The sequence below is a fragment of the Micromonospora sp. CA-111912 genome (assembly GCF_050948415.1).
In the GTDB taxonomy this organism is placed as follows: domain Bacteria; phylum Actinomycetota; class Actinomycetes; order Mycobacteriales; family Micromonosporaceae; genus Micromonospora.
In genome coordinates this window covers 428,607-448,805 of the sequence record NZ_CP192007.1, presented here as the reverse complement: position 1 = coordinate 448,805, position 20,199 = coordinate 428,607, and the positions used below count along the sequence as shown (strand labels likewise).

19 protein-coding genes are annotated in these 20,199 nt (G+C 72.7%); 7 read left to right on the top strand and 12 right to left on the bottom strand.

Features of this window, described 5'->3' with window-relative positions; all coding sequences use genetic code 11:
- Window positions 1–49 precede the first annotated feature (49 nt).
- Window positions 50–1,378 carry a type VII secretion-associated serine protease mycosin gene (gene mycP, locus ACQPZO_RS02150; protein WP_433346535.1) on the top strand — a complete coding sequence of 443 codons (1,329 nt, stop codon included), beginning with the start codon at window positions 50–52 and terminating at the stop codon, window positions 1,376–1,378.
- Window positions 1,379–1,470: 92 nt separating this feature from the next.
- Here the strand turns inward: mycP and ACQPZO_RS02145 are convergent, their stop codons facing one another.
- Window positions 1,471–1,764 carry a WXG100 family type VII secretion target gene (locus tag ACQPZO_RS02145; protein WP_350883357.1) on the bottom strand — a complete coding sequence of 98 codons (294 nt, stop codon included), beginning with the start codon at window positions 1,762–1,764 and terminating at the stop codon, window positions 1,471–1,473.
- A 26-nt stretch (window positions 1,765–1,790) separates the two neighbouring features.
- A complete protein-coding gene (locus ACQPZO_RS02140; protein WP_396672041.1) occupies window positions 1,791–2,108 on the bottom strand; it encodes a WXG100 family type VII secretion target in 318 nt (105 codons plus the stop codon).
- A gap of 284 nt (window positions 2,109–2,392) precedes the next feature.
- On the opposite strand from ACQPZO_RS02140, the gene eccE reads away from it, so the two are divergent.
- The 4 genes from eccE (at window position 2,393) to rarD (ending at window position 6,202) form a co-directional block, all read left to right on the top strand.
- The gene (gene eccE, locus ACQPZO_RS02135) at window positions 2,393–4,249 is read left to right on the top strand and encodes a type VII secretion protein EccE (protein ID WP_433346533.1); all 1,857 of its coding nucleotides are present in this window, start codon (window positions 2,393–2,395) and stop codon (window positions 4,247–4,249) included.
- Window positions 4,250–4,317: 68 nt separating this feature from the next.
- Window positions 4,318–4,704, top strand: coding sequence for a phage holin family protein (locus ACQPZO_RS02130; protein ID WP_433346531.1), 387 nt, complete (start codon window positions 4,318–4,320; stop codon window positions 4,702–4,704).
- Between the two features lie 71 nt (window positions 4,705–4,775).
- The gene (locus ACQPZO_RS02125; protein WP_433346529.1) at window positions 4,776–5,264 is read left to right on the top strand and encodes a GNAT family N-acetyltransferase; all 489 of its coding nucleotides are present in this window, start codon (window positions 4,776–4,778) and stop codon (window positions 5,262–5,264) included.
- Complete coding sequence (gene rarD / locus ACQPZO_RS02120; RefSeq protein ID WP_433346527.1) at window positions 5,261–6,202, top strand: EamA family transporter RarD; 942 nt, start codon at window positions 5,261–5,263, stop codon at window positions 6,200–6,202. The genes ACQPZO_RS02125 and rarD overlap by 4 nt, the downstream gene beginning before the upstream one ends.
- A gap of 174 nt (window positions 6,203–6,376) precedes the next feature.
- Here the strand turns inward: rarD and ACQPZO_RS02115 are convergent, their stop codons facing one another.
- Both ACQPZO_RS02115 and ACQPZO_RS02110 read right to left on the bottom strand, forming a co-directional pair.
- Entirely contained in the window at window positions 6,377–7,075 is a 699-nt protein-coding gene (locus tag ACQPZO_RS02115; RefSeq protein WP_433346525.1) for an anti-sigma factor family protein, read from the bottom strand.
- Window positions 7,072–7,566, bottom strand: a complete 495-nt coding sequence (locus ACQPZO_RS02110) for a sigma-70 family RNA polymerase sigma factor (protein ID WP_396672042.1) — start codon at window positions 7,564–7,566, stop codon at window positions 7,072–7,074. The genes ACQPZO_RS02115 and ACQPZO_RS02110 overlap by 4 nt, the downstream gene beginning before the upstream one ends.
- 278 nt (window positions 7,567–7,844) lie before the next feature.
- Here ACQPZO_RS02110 and ACQPZO_RS02105 point away from each other — a divergent pair, with 278 nt between their 5' ends.
- On the top strand, window positions 7,845–9,962 hold the full coding sequence (locus ACQPZO_RS02105) for a PhoX family protein (RefSeq protein ID WP_433346523.1): 2,118 nt from the start codon (window positions 7,845–7,847) through the stop codon (window positions 9,960–9,962).
- A 54-nt stretch (window positions 9,963–10,016) separates the two neighbouring features.
- Here the strand turns inward: ACQPZO_RS02105 and ACQPZO_RS02100 are convergent, their stop codons facing one another.
- Window positions 10,017–10,799, bottom strand: coding sequence for an IclR family transcriptional regulator (locus tag ACQPZO_RS02100; RefSeq protein ID WP_433346521.1), 783 nt, complete (start codon window positions 10,797–10,799; stop codon window positions 10,017–10,019).
- A gap of 154 nt (window positions 10,800–10,953) precedes the next feature.
- On the opposite strand from ACQPZO_RS02100, the gene ACQPZO_RS02095 reads away from it, so the two are divergent.
- A complete protein-coding gene (locus tag ACQPZO_RS02095) occupies window positions 10,954–12,135 on the top strand; it encodes an MFS transporter (RefSeq protein ID WP_433346519.1) in 1,182 nt (393 codons plus the stop codon).
- 6 nt (window positions 12,136–12,141) lie between these two features.
- Here ACQPZO_RS02095 and ACQPZO_RS02090 read toward each other — a convergent pair whose 3' ends face one another.
- The 7 genes from ACQPZO_RS02090 to nuoI form a co-directional block, all read right to left on the bottom strand.
- Entirely contained in the window at window positions 12,142–13,224 is a 1,083-nt protein-coding gene (locus ACQPZO_RS02090) for a polyprenyl synthetase family protein (protein ID WP_433346517.1), read from the bottom strand.
- A 90-nt stretch (window positions 13,225–13,314) separates the two neighbouring features.
- Window positions 13,315–14,868, bottom strand: a complete 1,554-nt coding sequence (gene nuoN, locus ACQPZO_RS02085) for an NADH-quinone oxidoreductase subunit NuoN (protein ID WP_433346516.1) — start codon at window positions 14,866–14,868, stop codon at window positions 13,315–13,317.
- Entirely contained in the window at window positions 14,865–16,397 is a 1,533-nt protein-coding gene (locus ACQPZO_RS02080) for an NADH-quinone oxidoreductase subunit M (RefSeq protein WP_433346515.1), read from the bottom strand. The genes nuoN and ACQPZO_RS02080 overlap by 4 nt, the downstream gene beginning before the upstream one ends.
- A gap of 64 nt (window positions 16,398–16,461) precedes the next feature.
- A complete protein-coding gene (gene nuoL / locus ACQPZO_RS02075; RefSeq protein WP_433350724.1) occupies window positions 16,462–18,405 on the bottom strand; it encodes an NADH-quinone oxidoreductase subunit L in 1,944 nt (647 codons plus the stop codon).
- A gap of 26 nt (window positions 18,406–18,431) precedes the next feature.
- On the bottom strand, window positions 18,432–18,731 hold the full coding sequence (gene nuoK, locus ACQPZO_RS02070) for an NADH-quinone oxidoreductase subunit NuoK (RefSeq protein ID WP_350883381.1): 300 nt from the start codon (window positions 18,729–18,731) through the stop codon (window positions 18,432–18,434).
- Between the two features lie 58 nt (window positions 18,732–18,789).
- Window positions 18,790–19,560, bottom strand: coding sequence for an NADH-quinone oxidoreductase subunit J (locus ACQPZO_RS02065; protein ID WP_433346513.1), 771 nt, complete (start codon window positions 19,558–19,560; stop codon window positions 18,790–18,792).
- The gene (gene nuoI / locus ACQPZO_RS02060; protein WP_350883384.1) at window positions 19,557–20,198 is read right to left on the bottom strand and encodes an NADH-quinone oxidoreductase subunit NuoI; all 642 of its coding nucleotides are present in this window, start codon (window positions 20,196–20,198) and stop codon (window positions 19,557–19,559) included. The genes ACQPZO_RS02065 and nuoI overlap by 4 nt, the downstream gene beginning before the upstream one ends.
- Window position 20,199 lies beyond the last annotated feature (1 nt).

The window sequence follows — 20,199 nt, the reverse complement described above, 5'->3', positions numbered from 1 at the left end:
GGTGGGACTAACATCCTGTTCCGGAGCCGACACGATACGGAGGCGATCGATGCCCCGGCCCACCGCGCGACCGGTCCTCGCCGCCGCGGCGGCGGCCCTGTTGATCATGTTGCCCGCCACCCCGACGCGCGTGGCCGACCCGTGGCCCCCGCCGGACCGGCCGGGCACGGTCGACCCGGTGGGCGAGGGAGGCGGCCCACGCGTGGCCGAGCCGGCGGGCGCGGCGAACAGGCTCGACCTGGCGGGCTTCCGAGGCGCGGCGGCGCCGGGGTGTGCCACCCCGCTCGCGCCCGTCCGGCCCATCGCGGCCACCCCCTGGCCCCAGCGCCGGTACGCCCCCGAGCGGCTCGCCGCCCTGGCAACGGGGGCCGGGATCACCGTCGCCGTGATCGACTCAGGGGTGGACCGGGAGCACCCGCAACTGGCCGGCCGGGTCCTCGACGGAACCGACTTGCTCGACCCGGGGGGCGACGGCAGCCGGGACTGCGCCGGGCACGGCACCGGCGTGGCGAGCGTCATCGCCGCCGTGCCGCGTGCCGGCGTCGCGTTCCAGGGGCTCGCCCCCCGCGCCCGGATCCTGCCGGTGCGGGTCAGCGAGCAGCAGGTCGTCGAGGGACGCGAAGCGGGGCGGACGGTCGGCGCGACGGACTTCGCCCGGGCGATCCGCTGGGCGGTCGACCACGACGCCGACGTGCTCAATCTCTCCCTCGTGCTGTACGTCGACCACCCCGCCGTCCGGGCGGCGGTCCGCTACGCGGTGGACCGGAACGTGGTCGTGGTGGCCGCCGCCGGCAACCTGCACGACGGCGGGAACCCCCGCCCGTACCCGGCCGCGTACGACGGGGTGCTCGGCGTGGGCGCGATCGGCCCCGACGGCCGGCGGGCCGACTTCTCGCAGGCCGGCCCGTACGTCGACCTGGTCGCCCCCGGCGGCGAGGTGCTGACGGCCGGGCCCGGGCAGGGCCACCACCGGGCCGAGGGCACCAGCTACGCCGCCCCGTTCGTGGCGGCCACCGCGGCGCTCGTCCGGGAGTACCGGCCGGAACTGACCGCCGCCCAGGTGACGCAGCGGATCGTCGCGACGGCCGATCCGGCCCCCGGTGACGGCTCGGGCGACGGGTACGGCGCCGGGGTGCTCAACCCGTACCGGGCGGTGACCGAGACCGGCGCGGGCCCGGCGGGCCGGAAGCGTGGCGTCGGGGCGCTGCCGGCGGACCGGACCGATCCCGCCCTGCTCGCCCGGCAGGCCCGACGCGCGGCGGCCCGGGACCGGGCACTGGCCGTCGCCGCCGTCACCGGCGCCACCGTGGCGGGCGTGGTGCTGCTGGCCGTGGTGCTCCCCCGGGCCGCGCGCCGACGGTGGCGGCCGGCACCCTGACCCCCACCCGGCACCCCGTCGAACCGGGGCTCCCCAGGACATCCGGACGTCCCCGGCGACGCCCGACTTCCGTCGAACGCCGCCGGGGCGGCTCACTGGAACAGGTTGACGTTCCGCTTCTCGGTGTCGAGGTAGTCGGACGCGGAGTCGTCGACGGCGAGCTTGATGTCACGCAGCATCGCCTGAAGGTCCTGCGAGGCGGAACGCCACCGGGTCTGGCGCTGCTCGTACGCCTGCCGGGCCTCGCCGTCCCAGCCCGCCACCAGCGGCGCGGCGTCCCGTTCGAGCTGCCCGAGTTGGTCGTCCAGCGTCTTCAGCGCCCGTTGGATGTCCGCGCCGGCCTGATGCAGGGCGGCGAAGTTGACGACCAGCACACCGTGGTCCATCGGATGATCCCCTTTCCGGGTCAGTGCTACAGCGGCAACTGGATGCCGCGGTTGGTGCCGGCGACCCGGCTGGCGGCCTCGTTGTCGGAAGCGTCGTACTGCTGGCCGGCGGTGCGGATGGCGGACGCGGTCTCCCGCAGCGCCCGCTGCAACGCCGACTGGTCCTGCGACCACTGCTGTTTCACCTGCTCGAACGAGCGCCCACCGGCACCCCGCCAGGCCTGCTGCAACACCTCCAGCTCGGTCAGCAGGCCGGTCAGCATGGCCTGCAGGGACTGGTCCACCTGCTCGAACTTCGCGGCGGTCTGCTGCATCACCGCGGCTTCTGCCTGGGTCTGGGACACCCCGGACGTCACCTCGTCTCCTCGATGGGTGGCTGGCCGTCGGCCGCGCCCGTGGCGGACGCGCCGCTCGCCCCGCCGGCAGGCGGCGCCGGTGCGGGTGAGGACTCAGCGAACTCGTCGCTGACGGTAGCCGCCCAGTGGTGGTTCTGCTACCCCGCCGCGCTCCCCTGTGGACAACCACGGGCCTCCCGCGCCGGGCCGGAGTCATACGATGACGCTGCGGCACCGACCGCACCGACGCCGTGACTCCGCCCGGCGTCGCCGGGCGAGCGCTGGGAGGCGCGGTGACGGCCAGCACGATCACGACCACAACCACAACCGCAGCCGCGGCCACGGCACAGCCGGCGCACCGGCAGCCGCTGCCCCCACAGTGGATACCCGCCGCCGGCCCGCGACCGTCGGCCGGGCGGCGGGCCGGTCAGGTGGTCGCCTCGCAGGTGGCGGTGGCGCTGGTCGCCGCCGGGGTCGGCCGGGGCACGGCGGCGACCGGGGTCGCCATGCTGCTGGCCGCGGCGCTGCTGGCGGGCTCGTGGGTGCGGGTCCGGGGCCGCTGGCTGTTCAGCTGGTTCGGTGTCGCCGGCGGCCATCTCCGCCGACGGCGTGCCCCGACGCCCACCGCCGGCCCGGACGGCCTGCTGGGGCTACTCTCCCCCGGCGCGGCGGTACGCGCGGCGGAGCTGGCCGGCGGCCCGGCCGCGCTGGTCGACGACGCCGAAGGGCTGACCGCCGTGTTGGAGATCGGGGACCCGGGCGACCTGCTCGGCGACGGCCCCCGCGGCCTCCCCGCGCCGTCGACGCTGCTGCCGCCGGTCTCGCCGGAACTGCCCCCGGTCCGGCTCCAGCTGCTGTTCAGCGGCTCACCCGCGCCGGCCGCCACGTCCGGCGGCGGCACGGTGGCGACGTCGTACCGGCAGCTCACCGAGGGACGGCTGGCCGGGCGGGACCGGGCGCTGCTCGCGATCCGGGTGCTGCGCGTCGTCGGGTGGACCGACGAGGACCTCCGGGTCGCCCTCTCCGGCGTGGTCCGGCGGATCGTCCGCCGCCTCGGGCCGGTGACCGCCCGCCCGCTGGGCGCGCACGCCACGCTGCGCGTACTCGCGGACCTGGCTCATCGCGACGACGGCGACCCCGTGCTGGAGTCCTGGGCGGCGGTGCGCACGGGGGCGCTGTGGCAGACCACCTTCCGGGTGTGCCGCGTGCCGGACGTGCGCACCGACGGCGGGCGGCGGCTGGTGCCCCGGCTGCTCGTCCTGCCGGCGGCGGCGACCACGGTCTCGCTCTGCGTCGGCCCCCACACGGGCGTCGACGGCGCGGGGCCGCCGGCCGAGCTGACCGTACGGCTGGCCGCCTGGACGCCCGGCGAGCTGTCGGTGGCGGCGCAGGCCCTGCGGGGGCTGGTGGACTCGGCCGGCGGCGACGTGGACCGGGTCGACGGCCAGCAGCTCCCGGCGTTGGCCGGCACGTTGCCGCTCGGGTCGGCGATCCCGGGCGCCCCGGTCGACGCCGTCGCCGTGGACGCACTGGAGCTGCCGGTCGGCGAGGCCGGGCTGATGGTGGGTGCCAACCGGCGCGGCGAGGCCGTGACGGTCCGCCTGTTCCGGCCGGAGGGCACCCGGTTGATGCTGGTCGGCGGGGTCCGGGCCGCCCAGTTGGTGGCCCTGCGGGCGATGGCGCTGGGCGCCATGGTGGCGGTGCAGACGACCCGGCCGCGGGCGTGGGAGCGGTTCGTCCGGGGCGTCGGCACGCCCGGCGGGTCGATCCCGCTGCTGCCACCCGGCCGGCCGGTGGGCGGCGGCCCCGCCTCTCCGCTGCGGCCGTTGCTGCTCGTGGTGGACGCCGGGCCGGTGCCCCCGGCCGCCGGGCCGGTGCCGGCCTGGCAGTCCACCCTGGTGGTCCGGGACGACCTCACCCCGGCCGACGCCGACCCGTTGAGCCGGGCGGACCTGGTGGTGCTGCAACCGCTGAGCCCTGCCGAGGCCGCGCTCGCCGGGGCCGCGCTCGGCCTCGGTGGATCGGCGGACTGGCTGACCCGGATCCGGGAGGACATGGTGGCGGTGGTGAACCGGCGGGCGCTGCGCTGGGCGCTGCTCTCGCCCACCCCGATCGAGTCGCAACTGGTCGGCCGGCCGGGACGGGGCTGAACCGCACGTGGTCCACCCGGCCGGTCGCGGGTTCCGTCGGTGGCGGGTCCGTGGCACCATCCGTGGCCATGGGTTTCCTGAAGGGTCTACTGATCCGGCTGGGCAGCACGGCACTGGCCTTCTGGCTGGCCACTCTGCTCATCCCGGGCATCACGCTCGACACGGGCTCGGCCACCGAGGCGGTCGTCACGCTGGTCCTCGTCGCCGTGATCTTCGGCGTCGTGAACGCCGTGCTCCAGCCGGTCATCAAGACCGTCGGCTGCGGCTTCTACCTGCTGACTCTGGGCCTGATCGCGCTGGTGGTGAACGGCCTGCTCTTCCTGCTGTCGAGCTGGATCGCGGGCGAGGCCGGGCTGCCGTTCCACGTGGACGGCTTCTGGCCGGCGGCGGTGCTCGGCGCGCTCCTCGTCGGCGTCGTCACCTGGCTCCTGGGTGCTCTGCTCGACCGCGAATGAGCGTTGCCGGTGAGGCCAGTTGGCGGGAATTGGCTGGCGAGGGGCCGCAGCCGCAGGATTAGCATCGGGGCGTGATCACCCTGACCCGCGACGACGGTTACCTGCTCAGCACCGACCCGGCCCGGCTCGACCTCGACCTGGTGCACCGCTGGCTCTCCACCGACGCGTACTGGGCGCTCGGGCGGGACCGGGAGACCGTGGGGCGGGCTTTCGCCGGCTCGCTGCCGTTCGGCGTGTACCGCCCCGGGGACGGTCGTCAGGTCGCCGTGGCCCGGGTGGTCACCGACGGGGCGACCTTCGCCTGGTTCTGCGACGTCTATGTGGACCGGGTCGCCCGGGGGCGCGGGCTGGGCACCTGGCTGGCCGGCGCGGCCCGCGACCACCTGGCCGAGCTCGGCGTACGACGGATCGTGCTGGCCACCGCCGACGCACACGGGGTGTACGCGAAGGTCGGCTTCACCCCGGTCGACCCGGGCGCGTGGATGGAGTACGACCAGCGGGTGAGCCAGCTCACCAGAAAGGAGCCAGGGGCCGATTCACCCCTTACGGTAGACAGGTGACCCCGCTCCGCCTCGGATACCTCTACGGCCTCGGCGCGTACCTGCTCTGGGGATTCTTCCCGCTCTACTTCAAGTTGCTCCAGCCGGCCGGGCCGCTGGAGATCCTCGCGCACCGGATCGTCTGGTCGATGGTGTTCGTGACGCTGCTGCTCGCCGCACTGCGCAACATCGGCTTCCTGCGCGCGCTGGCCCGTCGCCCCCGGGCGCTGGCCGGGATCGCCGCCGCAGCAGCGCTGATCGCCCTCAACTGGGGCACCTACATCTACCTGGTGAACTCCGAGCGGGTGGTGGAGACCGCGCTCGGCTACTTCATCAACCCGCTGGTGTCGGTGCTGCTCGGGGTGACCGTGCTGCGCGAGCGGCTGCGCCCCACCCAGTGGCTGGCGCTGGGCATCGGTGCGGCGGCGGTGGGTGTGCTCACCGTCGACTACGGCCGGCTGCCCTGGCTGGCGCTCACCCTGGCGGTCAGCTTCGCCGCCTACGGGCTTGTCAAGAAGCGCCTTGGGCTGCCGGCGGCGGAGGGTCTCTTCGTGGAGTCGGCGGTGCTGGCCCTGCCCGCCCTCGGCTACCTCGGCTGGCTCGCCACCGCCGGCGGCCTCAAATTCGGCCACGTCTCCGCCGGGCACACCGCGCTGCTGGTGCTGGCCGGGGCGGCAACCGCGATCCCGCTGCTGTTCTTCGCCGGCGCGGCCAACCGGCTGCCGCTCACCGCGCTGGGCATGCTCCAGTACGTCGCGCCGATCCTCCAGCTCGGCTGCGGCGTGCTGATCTTCCACGAGCCGATGCCCCCGGCCCGCCTGGCCGGCTTCGCCCTGGTCTGGCTGGCCCTAATGGTCTTCACCACGGACGCCCTCCGCCACGCCCGCCGTTCCCGCCGCCCCCGCCGCCCCACACCCCCCGCCGCTCTAGCACTAGCGGCCCCCGATTCGCCGCGTTAGTCCGATTCGCCCGGGCCGTAAGATGCGCAACCCTGGTTGATCATGAAGTTATTGCCGTCCGGCCCGGCGTGTCATAGCAACAACTTCATGATCAACCGGGTCTTGGGTGGGGTTGGAGTCAGTTAGGGGGCGGGCAGGTCGGGCCGGGAGGGCTCTCCTTGCACGTCCTGGCTGTTAGCGGGGGTCGTAGGCGAGGATTGGGGTGCCGTCGGCGCGGAGGAGTTCCAAGCGGATTAGTTCGCCGTCGGTGAAGTGGGTGGTGCCGGTGAAGCGCAGGTCGTCGCCGGGGGCGGCCAGCCAGGAGCCGATCTGCTCCGTCGCGCCGTCCGGGCCGTACGCCACCAGCCGGAAGGTGTATGCCTTGCGGTGACCGTCCCGTCGGTCGTACCCGCAGCGCATGGTGACCTCGGTGCCCCACGGGGTGCCGGTCAGCCCGATCTCGGCGTGCACCGGCACCGCGCCGGCGACCGTCCGCATGGCGGCCATCGGCACCTGCGGGGCCGGCGTCGGGGTGACCTCGGCGGCCGGCCGGAGCGTAGCCGCGCCGAGCCCGGCAAGCAGCGCCAGTACGGCGGCGGCCAGCGAGGTCACGACGTACCGGCGGCCGGCGGCCCGGCGATCGCGGCGGCGGCGGTCCCGCGCGGCGGCGAGCAGCGCGTCCACCCGGGAGGTCTCGGCCGCCGGTTCCAGCAACGGCACCAGCCCCGCCGGATCGAGCCGGCCGAGCAGCCCGGGCAGCACGGCGATCTCGGCCACCGCCTCCCGGCAGGAGGCGCAGCCGGCCAGGTGCCGCTCGTAGGCGGCCCGCTCGGCGGGGGCGAGCGCACCCAGCAGGTACGCGCCGTCGTCGTGCGCGAACTCGCAGCGGGTCAACGGGTCACCCCCATCTCGGCCAGCGCCAACCGTAGTGAGCGCAGCGCGTAGTGGGTGCGGGACTTGACCGTCCCGGGTGGCACGCCCAGCCGCGCCGCCGCCTCGGCCACCGATCGTCCCTGGTAGAAGCACTCGATCAGCACCTCCCGGTGGGTCGGGCTGAGCCGGTTCAACGCCTCGGCCACCGTCCACGCCTCCACCGCCCGCTCCGCCTCGTCGACCGCCTCCGAGGGCTCCGGCAGCTCGTCGGTGTAGACCTCTCCGACCCGGGTGGAGCGCCGCCGCCAGGCGTCAATGGCCAGGTTCCGGGCGGTGGTGAACAGCCAGGCCCGCACCGAGCCGCGCGTCGGGTCGAGCGCCTCCGGGTGCCGCCAGGCCCGCAGCAGCGTCTCCTGCACCAGGTCCTCGGCCCGGGTCCGGTCGCCGTTGACCAGCCGCAGGGCGTGCGCGTGGAGCGCGTCGGCGTGCGCGTCGTGCAGGGCGCGCAGCAGTCGGGCGTCGTGGTCGCTGATGGCGGCCTCCTCGGGCGTCGGGGAGTCCAGCGGGTCGCGCCGTCGGGTGGCCCGGCGGCGCCTTCGCCCGAAAGTACGTCCGGCGGCCCCGATCGGTTCATCCGCGGGCCGACGGGGCGCATCCGGCGCAGGTGTTCACGTCCGGTTCACGTTCGGGCCGACCCGCGCTCACCGCGTCCTCCTAGCGTCCGCCGGGTACGCACGTCGGACGGTTGATCCCGGCGTGCCCCGCACTTCCCTCCAGGAGGCACCTCCCGATGAGCAACCGTCCCCGGCTGCTTCCCCTGCTGGGCGCCACGCGCCACGGCAGCCGTGACGCCATGACCTGTCTGTACCGGTGCGGCAACGCCTGTGACCACCCGGTGCCCAACTCCTCCGGCAACCCGTACTTCGGCGACGTGGTCGACGCCGAGGTGTCCCGGCGCGGCGTGGTCAGGGCCGGCGCGGTGGGTGCGCTCGTCCTCGGCTTCGGCGGCGCCGCCGCCGGCGCGCTGGCCGGGGCGGGTGCCGCGTCCGCCGCACCGGTCGTGCCGGAGGCCACCGGGTTCGGCCGGCCGCCCGGCGGCGTGGGCAGCGGCGCGCTGACCTTCAAGCCGATCCCGCCGAACAAGCTCGACACGCTGGTGGTTCCCAACGGGTACGACCACGCCGTGGTGATCCGCTGGGGTGACCCGGTGGTGCCGGGCGCGCCGGAGTTCGACCCGCACAGGCAGACCGCCGCCAAGCAGGCGAAGCAGTTCGGCTACAACAACGACTTCGTCGGCGTGCTGCCGCTGGACAAGCGGGGCCGGCGGGCGCTGCTCGTGGTCAACCACGAGTACACCAACGAGGACCTGATGTTCCCCGGCTTCATCGGCCTGGACGCGCTCACCGTCGAGCAGGTGCGGGTCGCCATGGCGGCGCACGGGATGAGCGTGGTCGAGCTGGAGCGGGTCGACGGCACCGGGCAGTGGCGGCCGGTCGGGGACGGCCGGCGGCCGTACAACCGGCGGGTCACCGCGCTGGCCACCAGGTTCGAGCTGACCGGCCCGGCCGCCGGCTCCGCGTGGCTGAGGACCGCCGCCGACCCGAAGGGCCGCACGGTGGTCGGCACGCTGAACAACTGCGCGGGCGGCGTCACCCCGTGGGGCACCGTGCTCTCCGGCGAGGAGAACTTCAACCAGTACTTCGTCGGCGGCGACGGCGCGCCGGAGGAGCTGAGGCCGAGGCTGGCCCGGTACGGCATCAACACCACCGACCGGTATCCGAGCGGCAACCGCAGGTGGGACCGCGCCGACGAGCGCTTCGACCTGGCGAAGCACCCCAACGAGGCGCACCGGTTCGGGTGGGTCGTCGAGATCGACCCGTTCGACCCGGAGAGCCGGCCGCGCAAGCACACCGCGCTGGGCCGGTTCAAGCACGAGGGCGCGAACGTCATCGTGGCGCGCGACGGCCGGGTGGTCGCGTACATGGGCGACGACGAGCGGTTCGACTACCTGTACAAGTTCGTCTCGGACAGGAGGTTCATGGCCGGCGACTCGCCGGTGGCCCGCAGGCACAACCTGACCCTGCTGGAGTCCGGCACCCTGTACGTGGCCCAGCTCGAAGGCAACTCGGCCGCCGAGATCGACGGGTCGGGCGCGCTGCCCGCCGACGGGGCGTTCAACGGCCGGGGCCGCTGGATCAGGCTGGTCAGCGGCAACCGATCGTACGTCGACGGGATGACCGCCGCAGACGTGCTCACCTTCACCCGGCTGGCCGGGGACAGGGCCGGGGCGACGAAGATGGACCGCCCGGAGGACGTCGAGCCGAGCCTGCTCACCGGCAAGGTGTATGTGGCGCTGACCAACAACACCGACCGCGGTAAGGCGGGCAAGGCGGCGGCCGACGAGGCCAACCCGCGCAACCTCAACAAGCACGGCCAGGTGCTGGAGCTGGTCGAGGACGGCAACAACAACGCGGCGGAGACGTTCGCCTGGTCGCTGCCGATCGTCTGCGGCGATCCGACCGACCCGTCCACCCACTTCGCCGGGTACGACAAGGCGAAGGTCTCCCCGATCTCCTGCCCGGACAACGTCGCCTTCGACGCCACGGGCAACCTCTGGATCTCCACCGACGGCAACGCGCTGGGCAGCAACGACGGCCTGTTCGCCACCGCCGTCGAGGGCCCTGAGCGGGGGCACCTCAAGCAGTTCCTGACCGTGCCGCTCGGCGCGGAGACCTGCGGGCCGTTCATCACCGGCGACAACCGGTCGGTGTTCGTGGCGGTGCAGCACCCGGGCGAAATCACCGGAGCCTCGGTGGAGAACCCGGCCTCCACCTGGCCGGACGGCGACTACGCCAAGCCCGGCGTGGTGGTCACCTGGCGGCTGGACGGCGGCCCGATCGGCAGCTGACCGGCGACGGCGCGCACGGCGACCCCCTCCCACCCGGGAGGGGGTTCTGTCGTCTCAGCCCTCGGTGACGGCGGCGTCGGCGACGGCGCGAGCGACGGTGAGCAGCTTGGCCCGGACCACCCGGGCGGAGGTCATCATCTCGCTGGCCGGCAGCGCGCAGGCCAGCACTATCCGGCGTTCAAGGTCCTTGTCCGGGGTGACCAGCACCGCGGCGCACGCCACGCCCTGCCGGAACTGGCTCAGTTCGAGCTGCATCCCGCGCCGGTCGCCGGCCGCCAGGTCCGCCTCGAACGCCTCGGGGCTGGTGAGGGTGGCGTTGGTGAACGGACGCATGCCGTACTCCCGCAGGTAGCGGAAGCGCTGCTCGGCGGTGAGGGTGGCCAGCAGGGCCTTGCCGAGCGCGGTGGCGTGCGCCCCCTCGTCGAAGCCCGGGACCATGTCCTCGAGGTACGGCGAGCGGTGCCCCTCGGCGACGGCGGTGATCGCCACCTGGCCGCCGACGAACCGGCCCAGGTAGTGGCTGTACCCGGTGTCCAGGGCCGCCCGCCGCAGGCACTCGCCGACCGGCGCCGGCCCCCGGAACGCGGTGACCAGTTCGCGGTACCGGTCGGCGATCTCCAGCCCGACGATGTACGTGCCGTCCTCCCGGCGGATCACATAACCCTCGTACGCCAGGGTGCGGACCAGGTGGTAGGTGGTGGCCACGGTCAGCTCGCAGCGCCGCGCGATCTGCTTGACGGTCAGCCCCTTCGGGGCACGACCGACTGATTCGAGCACGCGTAGGGCGCGGGACACACTCCGGATGAGATCCGAAGGTTCCGCCAAGGGGTCGCGCACAACCACCTCCGCCGCCGGGGAGTTACACCATATGAAATCCAGGCGTCCGGCGAAATGCCTGTTCGGATCGACGATGCCAGATCATCCTAAACGGTCAGTGCCCCGAGCGACACGGTGAGTTGTGCGAGGTGGGCTCGCGTAGGTTTGCGGGACCATGACCCGTACCGCCCCACCTGCCGCGTCACCGGCCGCCGCCCGCCATCCCCTCCGGGCCGGCGCGGGGGCGGTCGCCACCACCGTCGCCTGCGTCCTGCCCGTCTTCCTGGTCGGCGGCCTTGCCGTGCAGATGGGCGCGGACCTGGGTTTCTCCCCGGCCGGGCTGGGCCTGGTCGTGTCCGTGTACTTCGGCGTCAGCGCGCTCACCTCGGTGCCCTCCGGTGCCCTCGTGGAGCGGCTCGGCCCGGCCGTGGTGGCCCGCGCCGGCATCCTGCTCTCCGCCGGGTCGATGCTGGCCGTGGCGGCGCTGGCCCGGTCGTACCCGGTGCTGGTCGTGCTGCTGGCGCTCGGCGCCGCCGCCAACGCCCTGGGGCAGCTCGCCAGCAACGCGGCGCTGGTCCGGCACGTGCCGCCGCACCGGCAGGGGCTGTCGTTCGGGGTGAAGCAGGCGGCCGTCCCGCTCTCCACCCTGCTGGCCGGCCTGGCGGTGCCGACCGTCGCCGTTACCGCCGGCTGGCGGTGGGCCTTCGTGGCGGGCACGGTCGCCGCGCTGTCCGCGCTGCCGCTCGTACCGGCGCGGGAGGCCCGCCCGGGGCGACCGACCGGCGACCGGCGGGCCGGTGGGGCGACGGGGGCCCTGATACTGGTCGGGGTGGCCGCGACGCTGGCGGCGGCCGCCGCGAACGCGCTGGGCACCTTCCTGGTCGACTCGGCCGCCGGCCGGGGGCTCTCGCCGAGCCTGGCCGGGCTGACCCTGACCTTCGGCAGCGTGGTCTGCGCGGCCGCCCGGATCGGCTTCGGCGCCCTGGCCGACCGCCGGGACGGCGGCCACGTGGCGGTCATCGCCGGCATGCTCGTCGTCGGTGCCCTGGGGCTGGTGCTGCTGGCGCTGAGCGGGCCGGTGCCGCTCGTGGCGGGCGTGGTGCTCGGCTTCGGCCTGGGCTGGGCCTGGCCCGGGCTGATGACCTTCGCGGTGGCCCGGCTGCACCCACAGGCCCCGGCCGCCGCCACCTCGATCACCCAGACCGGGGTGTACGCCGGTGGCTGCCTCGGCCCGCTGGCCCTCGGCGCGACCGCCACCGCCTTCGGCTACCCGTCGATGTGGCTCGCGGCGGCGACGGCCATGCTCGGTTCGGCCGCCCTGATGCTCACGGCGGCCCGCCTGCTGCGCGCCCGCTGACCGGGGTCAGCTCGTGCGGTCGGCGATGAAGTCGCAGAGGGATTCGAGGGCCCGGCGGGTCGCCCCGCCCGGGAGCGGGGCGAGCTGCCCACGCGCGTCCTCGGCGTAGCTGCGGACAGTCTCCCGGGCCCGCTTCAGGGCGGGGGACTCACGGAGCAGACCGAGGGCCTCGGCGTGCAGGTCGTCGTCGACGATCGGGCCGGTGGCCAGGATCTCCCGCAGCCGCACCGATGCGGCGTCGGAGTCGTCCGAGGCGAGCGCATAGAGCACCGGCAGCGTCGGCACCCCCTCGCGCAGGTCCGTGCCGGGGGTCTTGCCCGACTGCACCGACTCGCTGGCGATGTCCAACAGGTCGTCGGAGAGCTGGAAGGCCACGCCGATGGTCTCGCCGTACTTGGCCAGGGCCTCGGTGTGCTCGACGGACGCCTGGCCGAACATGCCACCGAACCGGGCCGAGGTGGCGATCAGCGAGCCGGTCTTCCCCGCGATCACGTGCAGGTAGTGGTCGACCGGGTCCTGCCCGTCCCGGGGGCCCACCGTCTCGGCGATCTGGCCATGCACCAGCCGGGCGAACGTGCGCGCCTGGAGGCGCACCGCCTCGGTGCCGAGGTCGGCGGAGAGGTCCGCGGCGCGGGCGAACAGATAGTCGCCGACCAGGATCGCCACCGAGTTCGTCCAGCGCGAGTTGGCGCTCGGCGCGCCCCGGCGCACGGCGGCCTCGTCCATCACGTCGTCGTGGTAGAGGGTCGCCAGGTGGGTGAGTTCCATCACCACGGCGGCGGAAACGACCCGCGGGTCCGTCGGATCGCCGAACTGGGCGCCCAGGGCGACCAGCAGCGGGCGGAACCGCTTCCCGCCGGCGTCCACCAGGTGCCGGGCGGCCTCGGTCACCAACGGGTCGGCGCTCGCCACCGCGGCCCGCAGCTCCGCCTCGACGGACTCCAGCAGGCCCAGAACGGACGCCTCGACGCGGGAATCGGCCAAGTGCAGGCCGAGCGCGCCGAACTGACCAGTGCTCTTCCGACTCCGCCGAGCGGAGCCGGTGGCACCTGAACGCTCGCCAGCCGAAATCACCACGCTATCCACCATGCCACACCCGTTCGACCTGCTCCGGACGGGGGATACGGCGACGGGGCCGGCACACGAGAGCGTGCCGGCCCCGTCGCCGGGAAAGGTCGGTCATCGTACGAATTCAGCGGCACCGTTGGCAAGATCGAGCAGCGGGCCCGGGACGACGCCCAGCACCAGGGTGGCCAGCACGCCGATCATGAGGGCCGCCGAGGTGAGCCCGCCCGGCGTGGTGACCGTCGGGGTGGACTCGCCCGGCTCGGACAGCCACATCATCACCACGACCCGCAGGTACGGGAACGCCAGCACCATGCTGGTCAGCACGCCGGCCACCACCAGCCACGCGTGGCCGGCGTCCAGCGCCGGGGCGAAGATGGCGAACTTGCTCATGAACCCGCTGGTCAGCGGGATGCCGGCGAAGGCCAGCAGGAGGAAGGTGAAGATCGCCGCGAAGAACGGCGAGCGCCGGCCCAGCCCGGCCCAGCGGGACAGATGGGTGGCCTCCCCGTCGGCGTCCCGGACCAGGGTCACCACGGCGAACGCGGCGAGCACCGAGAACCCGTACGCGACCAGGTAGAACATCGTGCCGGAGAGCCCTTCCTTGCTCGGCGCGAGCACCCCGACGAGCAGGTACCCGGCGTTCGCGATCGACGAGTACGCCAGCAGCCGCTTGATGTCGGTCTGGGTCACCGCCAGCACCGCGCCGACCAGCATGGTCAGCACCGCGATCGCGCCGAGGACCGGGGTGAAGTCCCACGCCGCACCGGAGAACGCCACGTGGAACACCCGCAGCAGGGCACCGAACGCGGCGACCTTGGTGCAGGCCGCCATGAAGCCGGTGACCGGCGTCGGAGCGCCCTGGTACACGTCCGGGGTCCAGACGTGGAACGGCGCGGCGGCGGCCTTGAACAGCAGCCCGATGGCGAGCAGCGCCATGCCGGCGAAGAGCAGCACCTTGCTGGCCGGGGACTCGTTCACCGCGGCGTGGATGGTGGCGAAGTCGACGCCCGCCGGCCGGCCCGGGATGCCCGAGGTGAACCCGTACACCAGGGCCACGCCGAAGAGGAAGAACGCCGAGGCGTACGCGCCGAGCAGGAAGTACTTCATGGCCGCCTCCTGGCTCAGCAGCCGCCGGCGGCGGGCCAGCGCGCAGAGCAGGTAGAGCGGCAGCGAGAAGACCTCAAGGGCGATGAACATGGTCAGCAGGTCGTTCGCCGCCACGAAGATCAGCATGCCGCCGATCGCGAAGCTGGTCAGCGGGTAGACCTCGGTCGCCCCGTTGCTGCCCTCGGCCTGCCGCCGGTCGTCGGGCGACTCGGCGGTGACCGCGGCCTGGGCGACGAACGCCCCGCCCCGCTCCACCGAACGCTCACCGATCAGCAGCAGCGCCATCGCGGCGAGAACCAGGATCGCGCCCTGGAGGAACAGCGTGGGCCCGTCCACCGCGATCGCCCCGCCCGCGGTGAGCAGCCGCTCGTCGGCGTTCACCATCACCATCACCAGGGCGGCGAGCACCGCCAGCAGGCCCAGGGACAGTTGCACCAGGTGACGCTGCCTGCGGGGCACGAAGGCCTCGACCAGCACGCCCAGCAGGGCGGCACCGAGCATGATCAAGATCGGAGCGAGCGCCGTGTAGTCGATCGACGGCAACTTCAGCTCGGTCATTTGGCGGCCTCCTGGACGCTGCCGACCTCAGGGGCGGGATCGGTCCTGCCGACGTCCTCCATGGTGGCCCGGACGGCGGGGTTGATGACATCGGTGACCGGCTTGGGGTAGAAGCCGAGCAGCACGATCAGCGCGATCAGCGGCGCGACCACGAACTTCTCGCGCAGGCTGAGGTCGCGGCGCATCGGCTCGATCTCGACCAGGGCCGGATTGAGCGTGCCCTGGGTGGTGCGCTGCACCATCCACAGCACGTACGCGGCGGCCAGGATGATGCCGAGCGTGGAGATCACCGCCACCGGCTTGTTCACCGTGAAGGTGCCGATCAGCACCAGGAACTCGGAGACGAACGGCGCGGTGCCGGGCAGCGCCAGCGAGGCCAGACCGGCGAAGAAGAGCACCCCGGCCAACAGCGGCACCAGCTTGCCCGCGCCGCCGAAGTCGCTGATCAGGGCCGATCCGCGCCGGGCCACCAGCATCCCCACCACCAGGAAGAGCAGCCCGGTGGCGAGGCCGTGGTTGAGCATGTAGAGCACCGCGCCGGTGCCGGCCTGGGTGGTGAAGGCGAAGATGCCGACCCCGATGAACCCGAAGTGCGCGATCGAGGTGTACGACACCAGCCGCTTCAGGTCGTTCTGGCCGACCGCGAGCAGCGCCGCGTAGATGATGCCGATCACCCCGAGCGCCAGCGCCCAGGGGGCGAACCACTTCGACGCCTCCGGGAACAGCGGCAGGCAGTACCGCAGGATGCCGAAGGTGCCGACCTTGTCCAGCACGCCGACCAGCAGCGCGGCGGCCCCGGCCGGGGCCGCGCCACCGGCGTCCGGCAGCCAGGTGTGGAACGGGAAGAACGGCGCCTTGATCGCGAAGGCGAGGAAGAACCCGAGGAACAGCCAGCGCTCCGTGCCGGTGGTGATGTCCACCTGGGTCAGCGCCTGCCAGTCGAAGGTCTTCCCGCCGACGACCCAGAGGCCGATCACCGCGGCCAGCATGAACAGGCCGCCGACCAGCGAGTAGAGGAAGAACTTCACGGCCGCGTACTGCCGCTGGTGGCCGCCGTAGCTGCCGATGAGGAAGTACATCGGCACGAGCATGACCTCGAAGAACACGTAGAACAGGAAGACGTCGGCGGCGGCGAAGACGCCGATCATCGTGCTCTCGAGGATGAGCAGCAGGGCGAAGTAGACCGGCACCGAGCGCTTCGACGACTCGGCGTCGTGCCAGGACGCCAGGATCACCAGCGGCACCAGCACCGCGATCAGCATCAGCATCACCAGCGCGATGCCGTCGGCGGCGAAGGTGAACCGGGCGTCCCACTGCGGGATCCAGGTGTAGGACTCGCGGAACTGGAGCCGGTCACCGCCGGTCTTGAAGCTGACCCACATGACCACCGACAGCACCAGCACCAGCAGCGACCACCCGAGGGCCACCTGCTTGGCCAGGTCCGGCCGGCGGCGCGGCAGGACGGCCACGACCAGCGCGCCGACCAGCGGCGCCACGGTCAGCACCGAGAGGAACGGGAAGTTGGACATTATGCGGCCTTACCTCCGTCGTCACTGCGTGGTCCGCCGGCGGGGGCGGCCGTAGAGAGGTCGATCACGCCAGCCACCCCGCCTGTACGGCCATGAACGCCGCCACCACCAGTAGCGCGCCGGCCAGGATGGACGTCGCGTACGACCGGACGAATCCGGTCTGCAGCCGCCGGAGCCGGCCCGAGCCCCCACCCACTGCGGCGGCGAGGCCGTTGACCAGCCCGTCGACGCCCCGGTTGTCGAGGAACACCAGCGCCCGGGTGAGGAAGATCCCCGGCTTCTCGAAGACCGCCTCGTTGACGGCGTCCGTGTAGAGGTTGCGCCGGGCAGCGGTGACCAGCACACCCGCCGGCTGCGGCTCGGTGGCCGTGCCGTTGCGGAACAGGAACCAGGCCAGCCCGGCCCCGCCCACGGTGAGCAGCAGCGAAAGGATCGTGATCACCGTGTGCGACAGCACCGGATGGTGCGCCTCGCCCTCGCTGCCGAGCACCGGCGTCAGCCAGGAGGCGAGACCGTCGTCCCACACCATCAGGCCACCGGCAACCACCGAGCCGATCGCGAGCAGGATCAGCGGGATCGTCATCAGCTTGGGCGACTCGTGCGGGTGCTCGATGTCCTCGGTCCACCGCTTCGGGCCGTGGAAGGTGAGCACGAACAGCCGGGTCATGTAGAACGCGGTGAGCCCGGCGCCGAGCAGCGCCGCCCCGCCGAAGAGCCAGGCGGTCCAGTCGTCCCGCGTGAAGGCGGCGACGATGATCGGCTCCTTCGAGAAGAAGCCGGAGAACGGGAACATGCCGATGATGGCCAGCCAGCCCATCATGAACGTGAACCAGGTGATCTTCATGTGCTTGGACAGCCCGCCGAAGCGGCGGATGTCCACCTGGTCGTTCATGCCGTGCATGACCGAGCCGGCGCCGAGGAACATGTTGGCCTTGAAGAAGCCGTGCGCCAGCAGGTGGATGATCGCCAGCGCGTACGCCCCGCCGCCGAGGCCGACGCCGAGGAACATGTAGCCGATCTGGCTCACCGTCGACCAGGCCAGCACCCGCTTGATGTCGTCCTTGGCCGCGCCGATGATGCAGCCCATCAGCAGGGTCAGCGCGCCGACGCTGACCACCACGAGCTGGAGCGTCGAGTTCGCGGAGAAGATCGGGTTGGAGCGGGCGATCAGGTAGACGCCCGCCGTGACCATGGTGGCGGCGTGGATGAGCGCCGACACCGGGGTCGGGCCCTCCATCGCGTCCGGCAGCCACGCCTGGAGCGGGAACTGGCCGGACTTGCCGGCCGCCCCGAGCAGCAGCAGCAGGCCGAGCACCAGCACCGTGGTCGCGCTCAGCGAGCCGATCCCGGTGAACACCTCGTCGTACTGGGTGGTGCCGAGGGTGGCGAACATGATGAAGATGCCGATGGCCAGACCGGCGTCGCCGACCCGGTTCATCAGGAACGCCTTCTTGCCGGCGGTGGCCGCACTCGGCCGGCCGTACCAGAAGGAGATCAGCAGGTACGACGCCAGGCCGACGCCCTCCCAGCCGAAGTACAGCATCACGTAGTTGTTGCCGAGCACCAGCAGGAGCATCGCGGCGACGAACAGGTTGAAGTAGGCGAAGAACCGCCGCCGGCCCTCGTCGTGCGCCATGTACTCGACCGCGTACAGGTGGATCAGGAAGCCCACCCCGGTGATGAGCAGGACGAAGACCGCGGCCAGCGGGTCGAACAGCAGACCGAAGTCCACCTTGAAGTCACCGACGGCGATGAAGTCCCAGAGGCTCCGCTCGACAGACTTGTTCTCCAGGCCGCGTAGCTGGAAGAAGTAGGTCAGGCCGAGCACGAAGGACGTGCCGACCGCCGCCACCCCGAGCCAGTGCCCCCAGCGGTCGGCCCGCCGGCCCAGCAGCAGCAGGATCACCGCGCTGGCCAGCGGGATCGCCACCAGCAGCCAGACGCTGCCGAGCAGCCCACTCGCCGAAGCGTAGGCGACGGCACCTGCCGGCTCGGCCGGGGCGTTCATCAGAATCTCTCCCACTGCTGGCCCCTCTAGTACTTGAGCAGGTTGGCGTCGTCGACGCTCGCGGAGCGCCGGGTCCGGAAGATGGACATGATGATCGCGAGGCCGACCACGACCTCGGCCGCGGCCACCACCATGACGAAGAACGACATGATCTGGCCGTTCAGGTCACCGTTGATCCGGCTGAAGGTGACGAGGGTCAGATTGGCCGCGTTCAGCATCAGCTCGACGCACATGAACAGCACGATCGCGTTGCGCCGGATGAGCACCCCCGCCGCGCCGATGGTGAACAGCACCGCGGCGAGCACCAGGTAGAAGTCCGGGGTCATGCCCGAGCCTGCCTTTCGTTCGCGACTGCGGGGCTCCGCTTCGCTGCACTCCTCGCGCTCACCGGTCAGTCCCCTTCAGCAAGGTGTCCTCGTCGGTCAGCTCCCGCACCGGCAGGATCGGCGAGATGCCGCGCTCGGTCAGCCGGCCGTCGGGCAGGCGGGCCGGGGTGGCCACCGAGGAGGAGGTGGCGAAGACGCCCGGGCCGGGCTTCGGGCCGGGGTAGTTACCCGGGGCGAATCGGGCCTTCATCGTGGCGACCTGGTCCATCTTGTCTTCCTTGCGCCGCTCGACGTGCGCCAGCACCATCGCGCCGACCGCGGCCGTGATCAGCAGCGCCGAGGTCAGTTCGAAGGCGAAGACGTACTTGGTGAACAGCAGCCGGGCGATGCCCTGCACGTTCCCCTCGGCGTTGGCCTGTTCCAGGCCCACCGCCTGGACGCCGTGCAGCGCCCGGTACAGGCCGCCGCCGACCAGGCCGGCGAAGCCGAGCCCGAGCAGCACTGCGGCGACCCGCTGGCCGCGCAGCGTCTCGATCAGCGAGTCCGAGGCGTCCCGGCCGACCAGCATGAGCACGAACAGGAAGAGCATCATGATCGCGCCGGTGTAGACGATGATCTGCACCATGCCGATGAACGGCCCGGCCTGCAGGACGTAGAACACGCCCAGGCAGAGCATGGTCAGCACCAGCCAGAGCGCCGAGTGCACGGCGTTACGCGCGGCGACCATGCCGATCGCGCCGATCAGCGCCAGCGGGGCGAGGATGTAGAAGGTGACCTCCTCGCCGCCGGACACCCCGCCCGCCGCGGCGAGCACCGTCTGCGTGGTCATGCCTTGTCCCCCTTCCCCGCCGCCGCCCGCTGGGCGTGCTGCTCGGCGCCGGGGAAGGTCACCCCGGGGTGCTCCTGAACCTGGTACCGGCCCGGGCTGTTGGTCGCGTGCTCGGCACCGGCCGAGGTGCCCGGGTTGGTCAGCGCGCCGACGTAGTAGTCCTTCTCGCTGTCCCCGAGCCGCATCGGGTGCGGCGGCTGCTCCATGCCCGGCAGCAGCGGCGCGAGCAGCTGCTCCTTCGTGAAGATCAGGTCCTGCCGGTTGTCCCGGGCCAGCTCGTACTCGTTGCTCATGGTGAGCGACCGGGTCGGGCAGGCCTCGATGCACAGCCCGCAGAAGATGCAGCGGGCGTAGTTGATCTGGTAGACCGACGCGTTCCGCTCACCCGGCGAGAGGCGGTTCTCCTCGGTGTTGTCCCCGCCCTCGACGTAGATCGCGTCGGCCGGGCAGGCCCAGGCGCACAGCTCGCAGCCGATGCACTTCTCCAGGCCGTCCGGGTGCCGGTTCAGGACGTGCCGCCCGTGGTAGCGCGGCGCCGGGACCGGCGGCTTGAACGGGTAGTCGGTCGTGACGACCTTCTTGAACATGTGCGAGAAGGTGACTCCGAAGCCCTTGAACGTTCCGGTGATCGCGCCCACG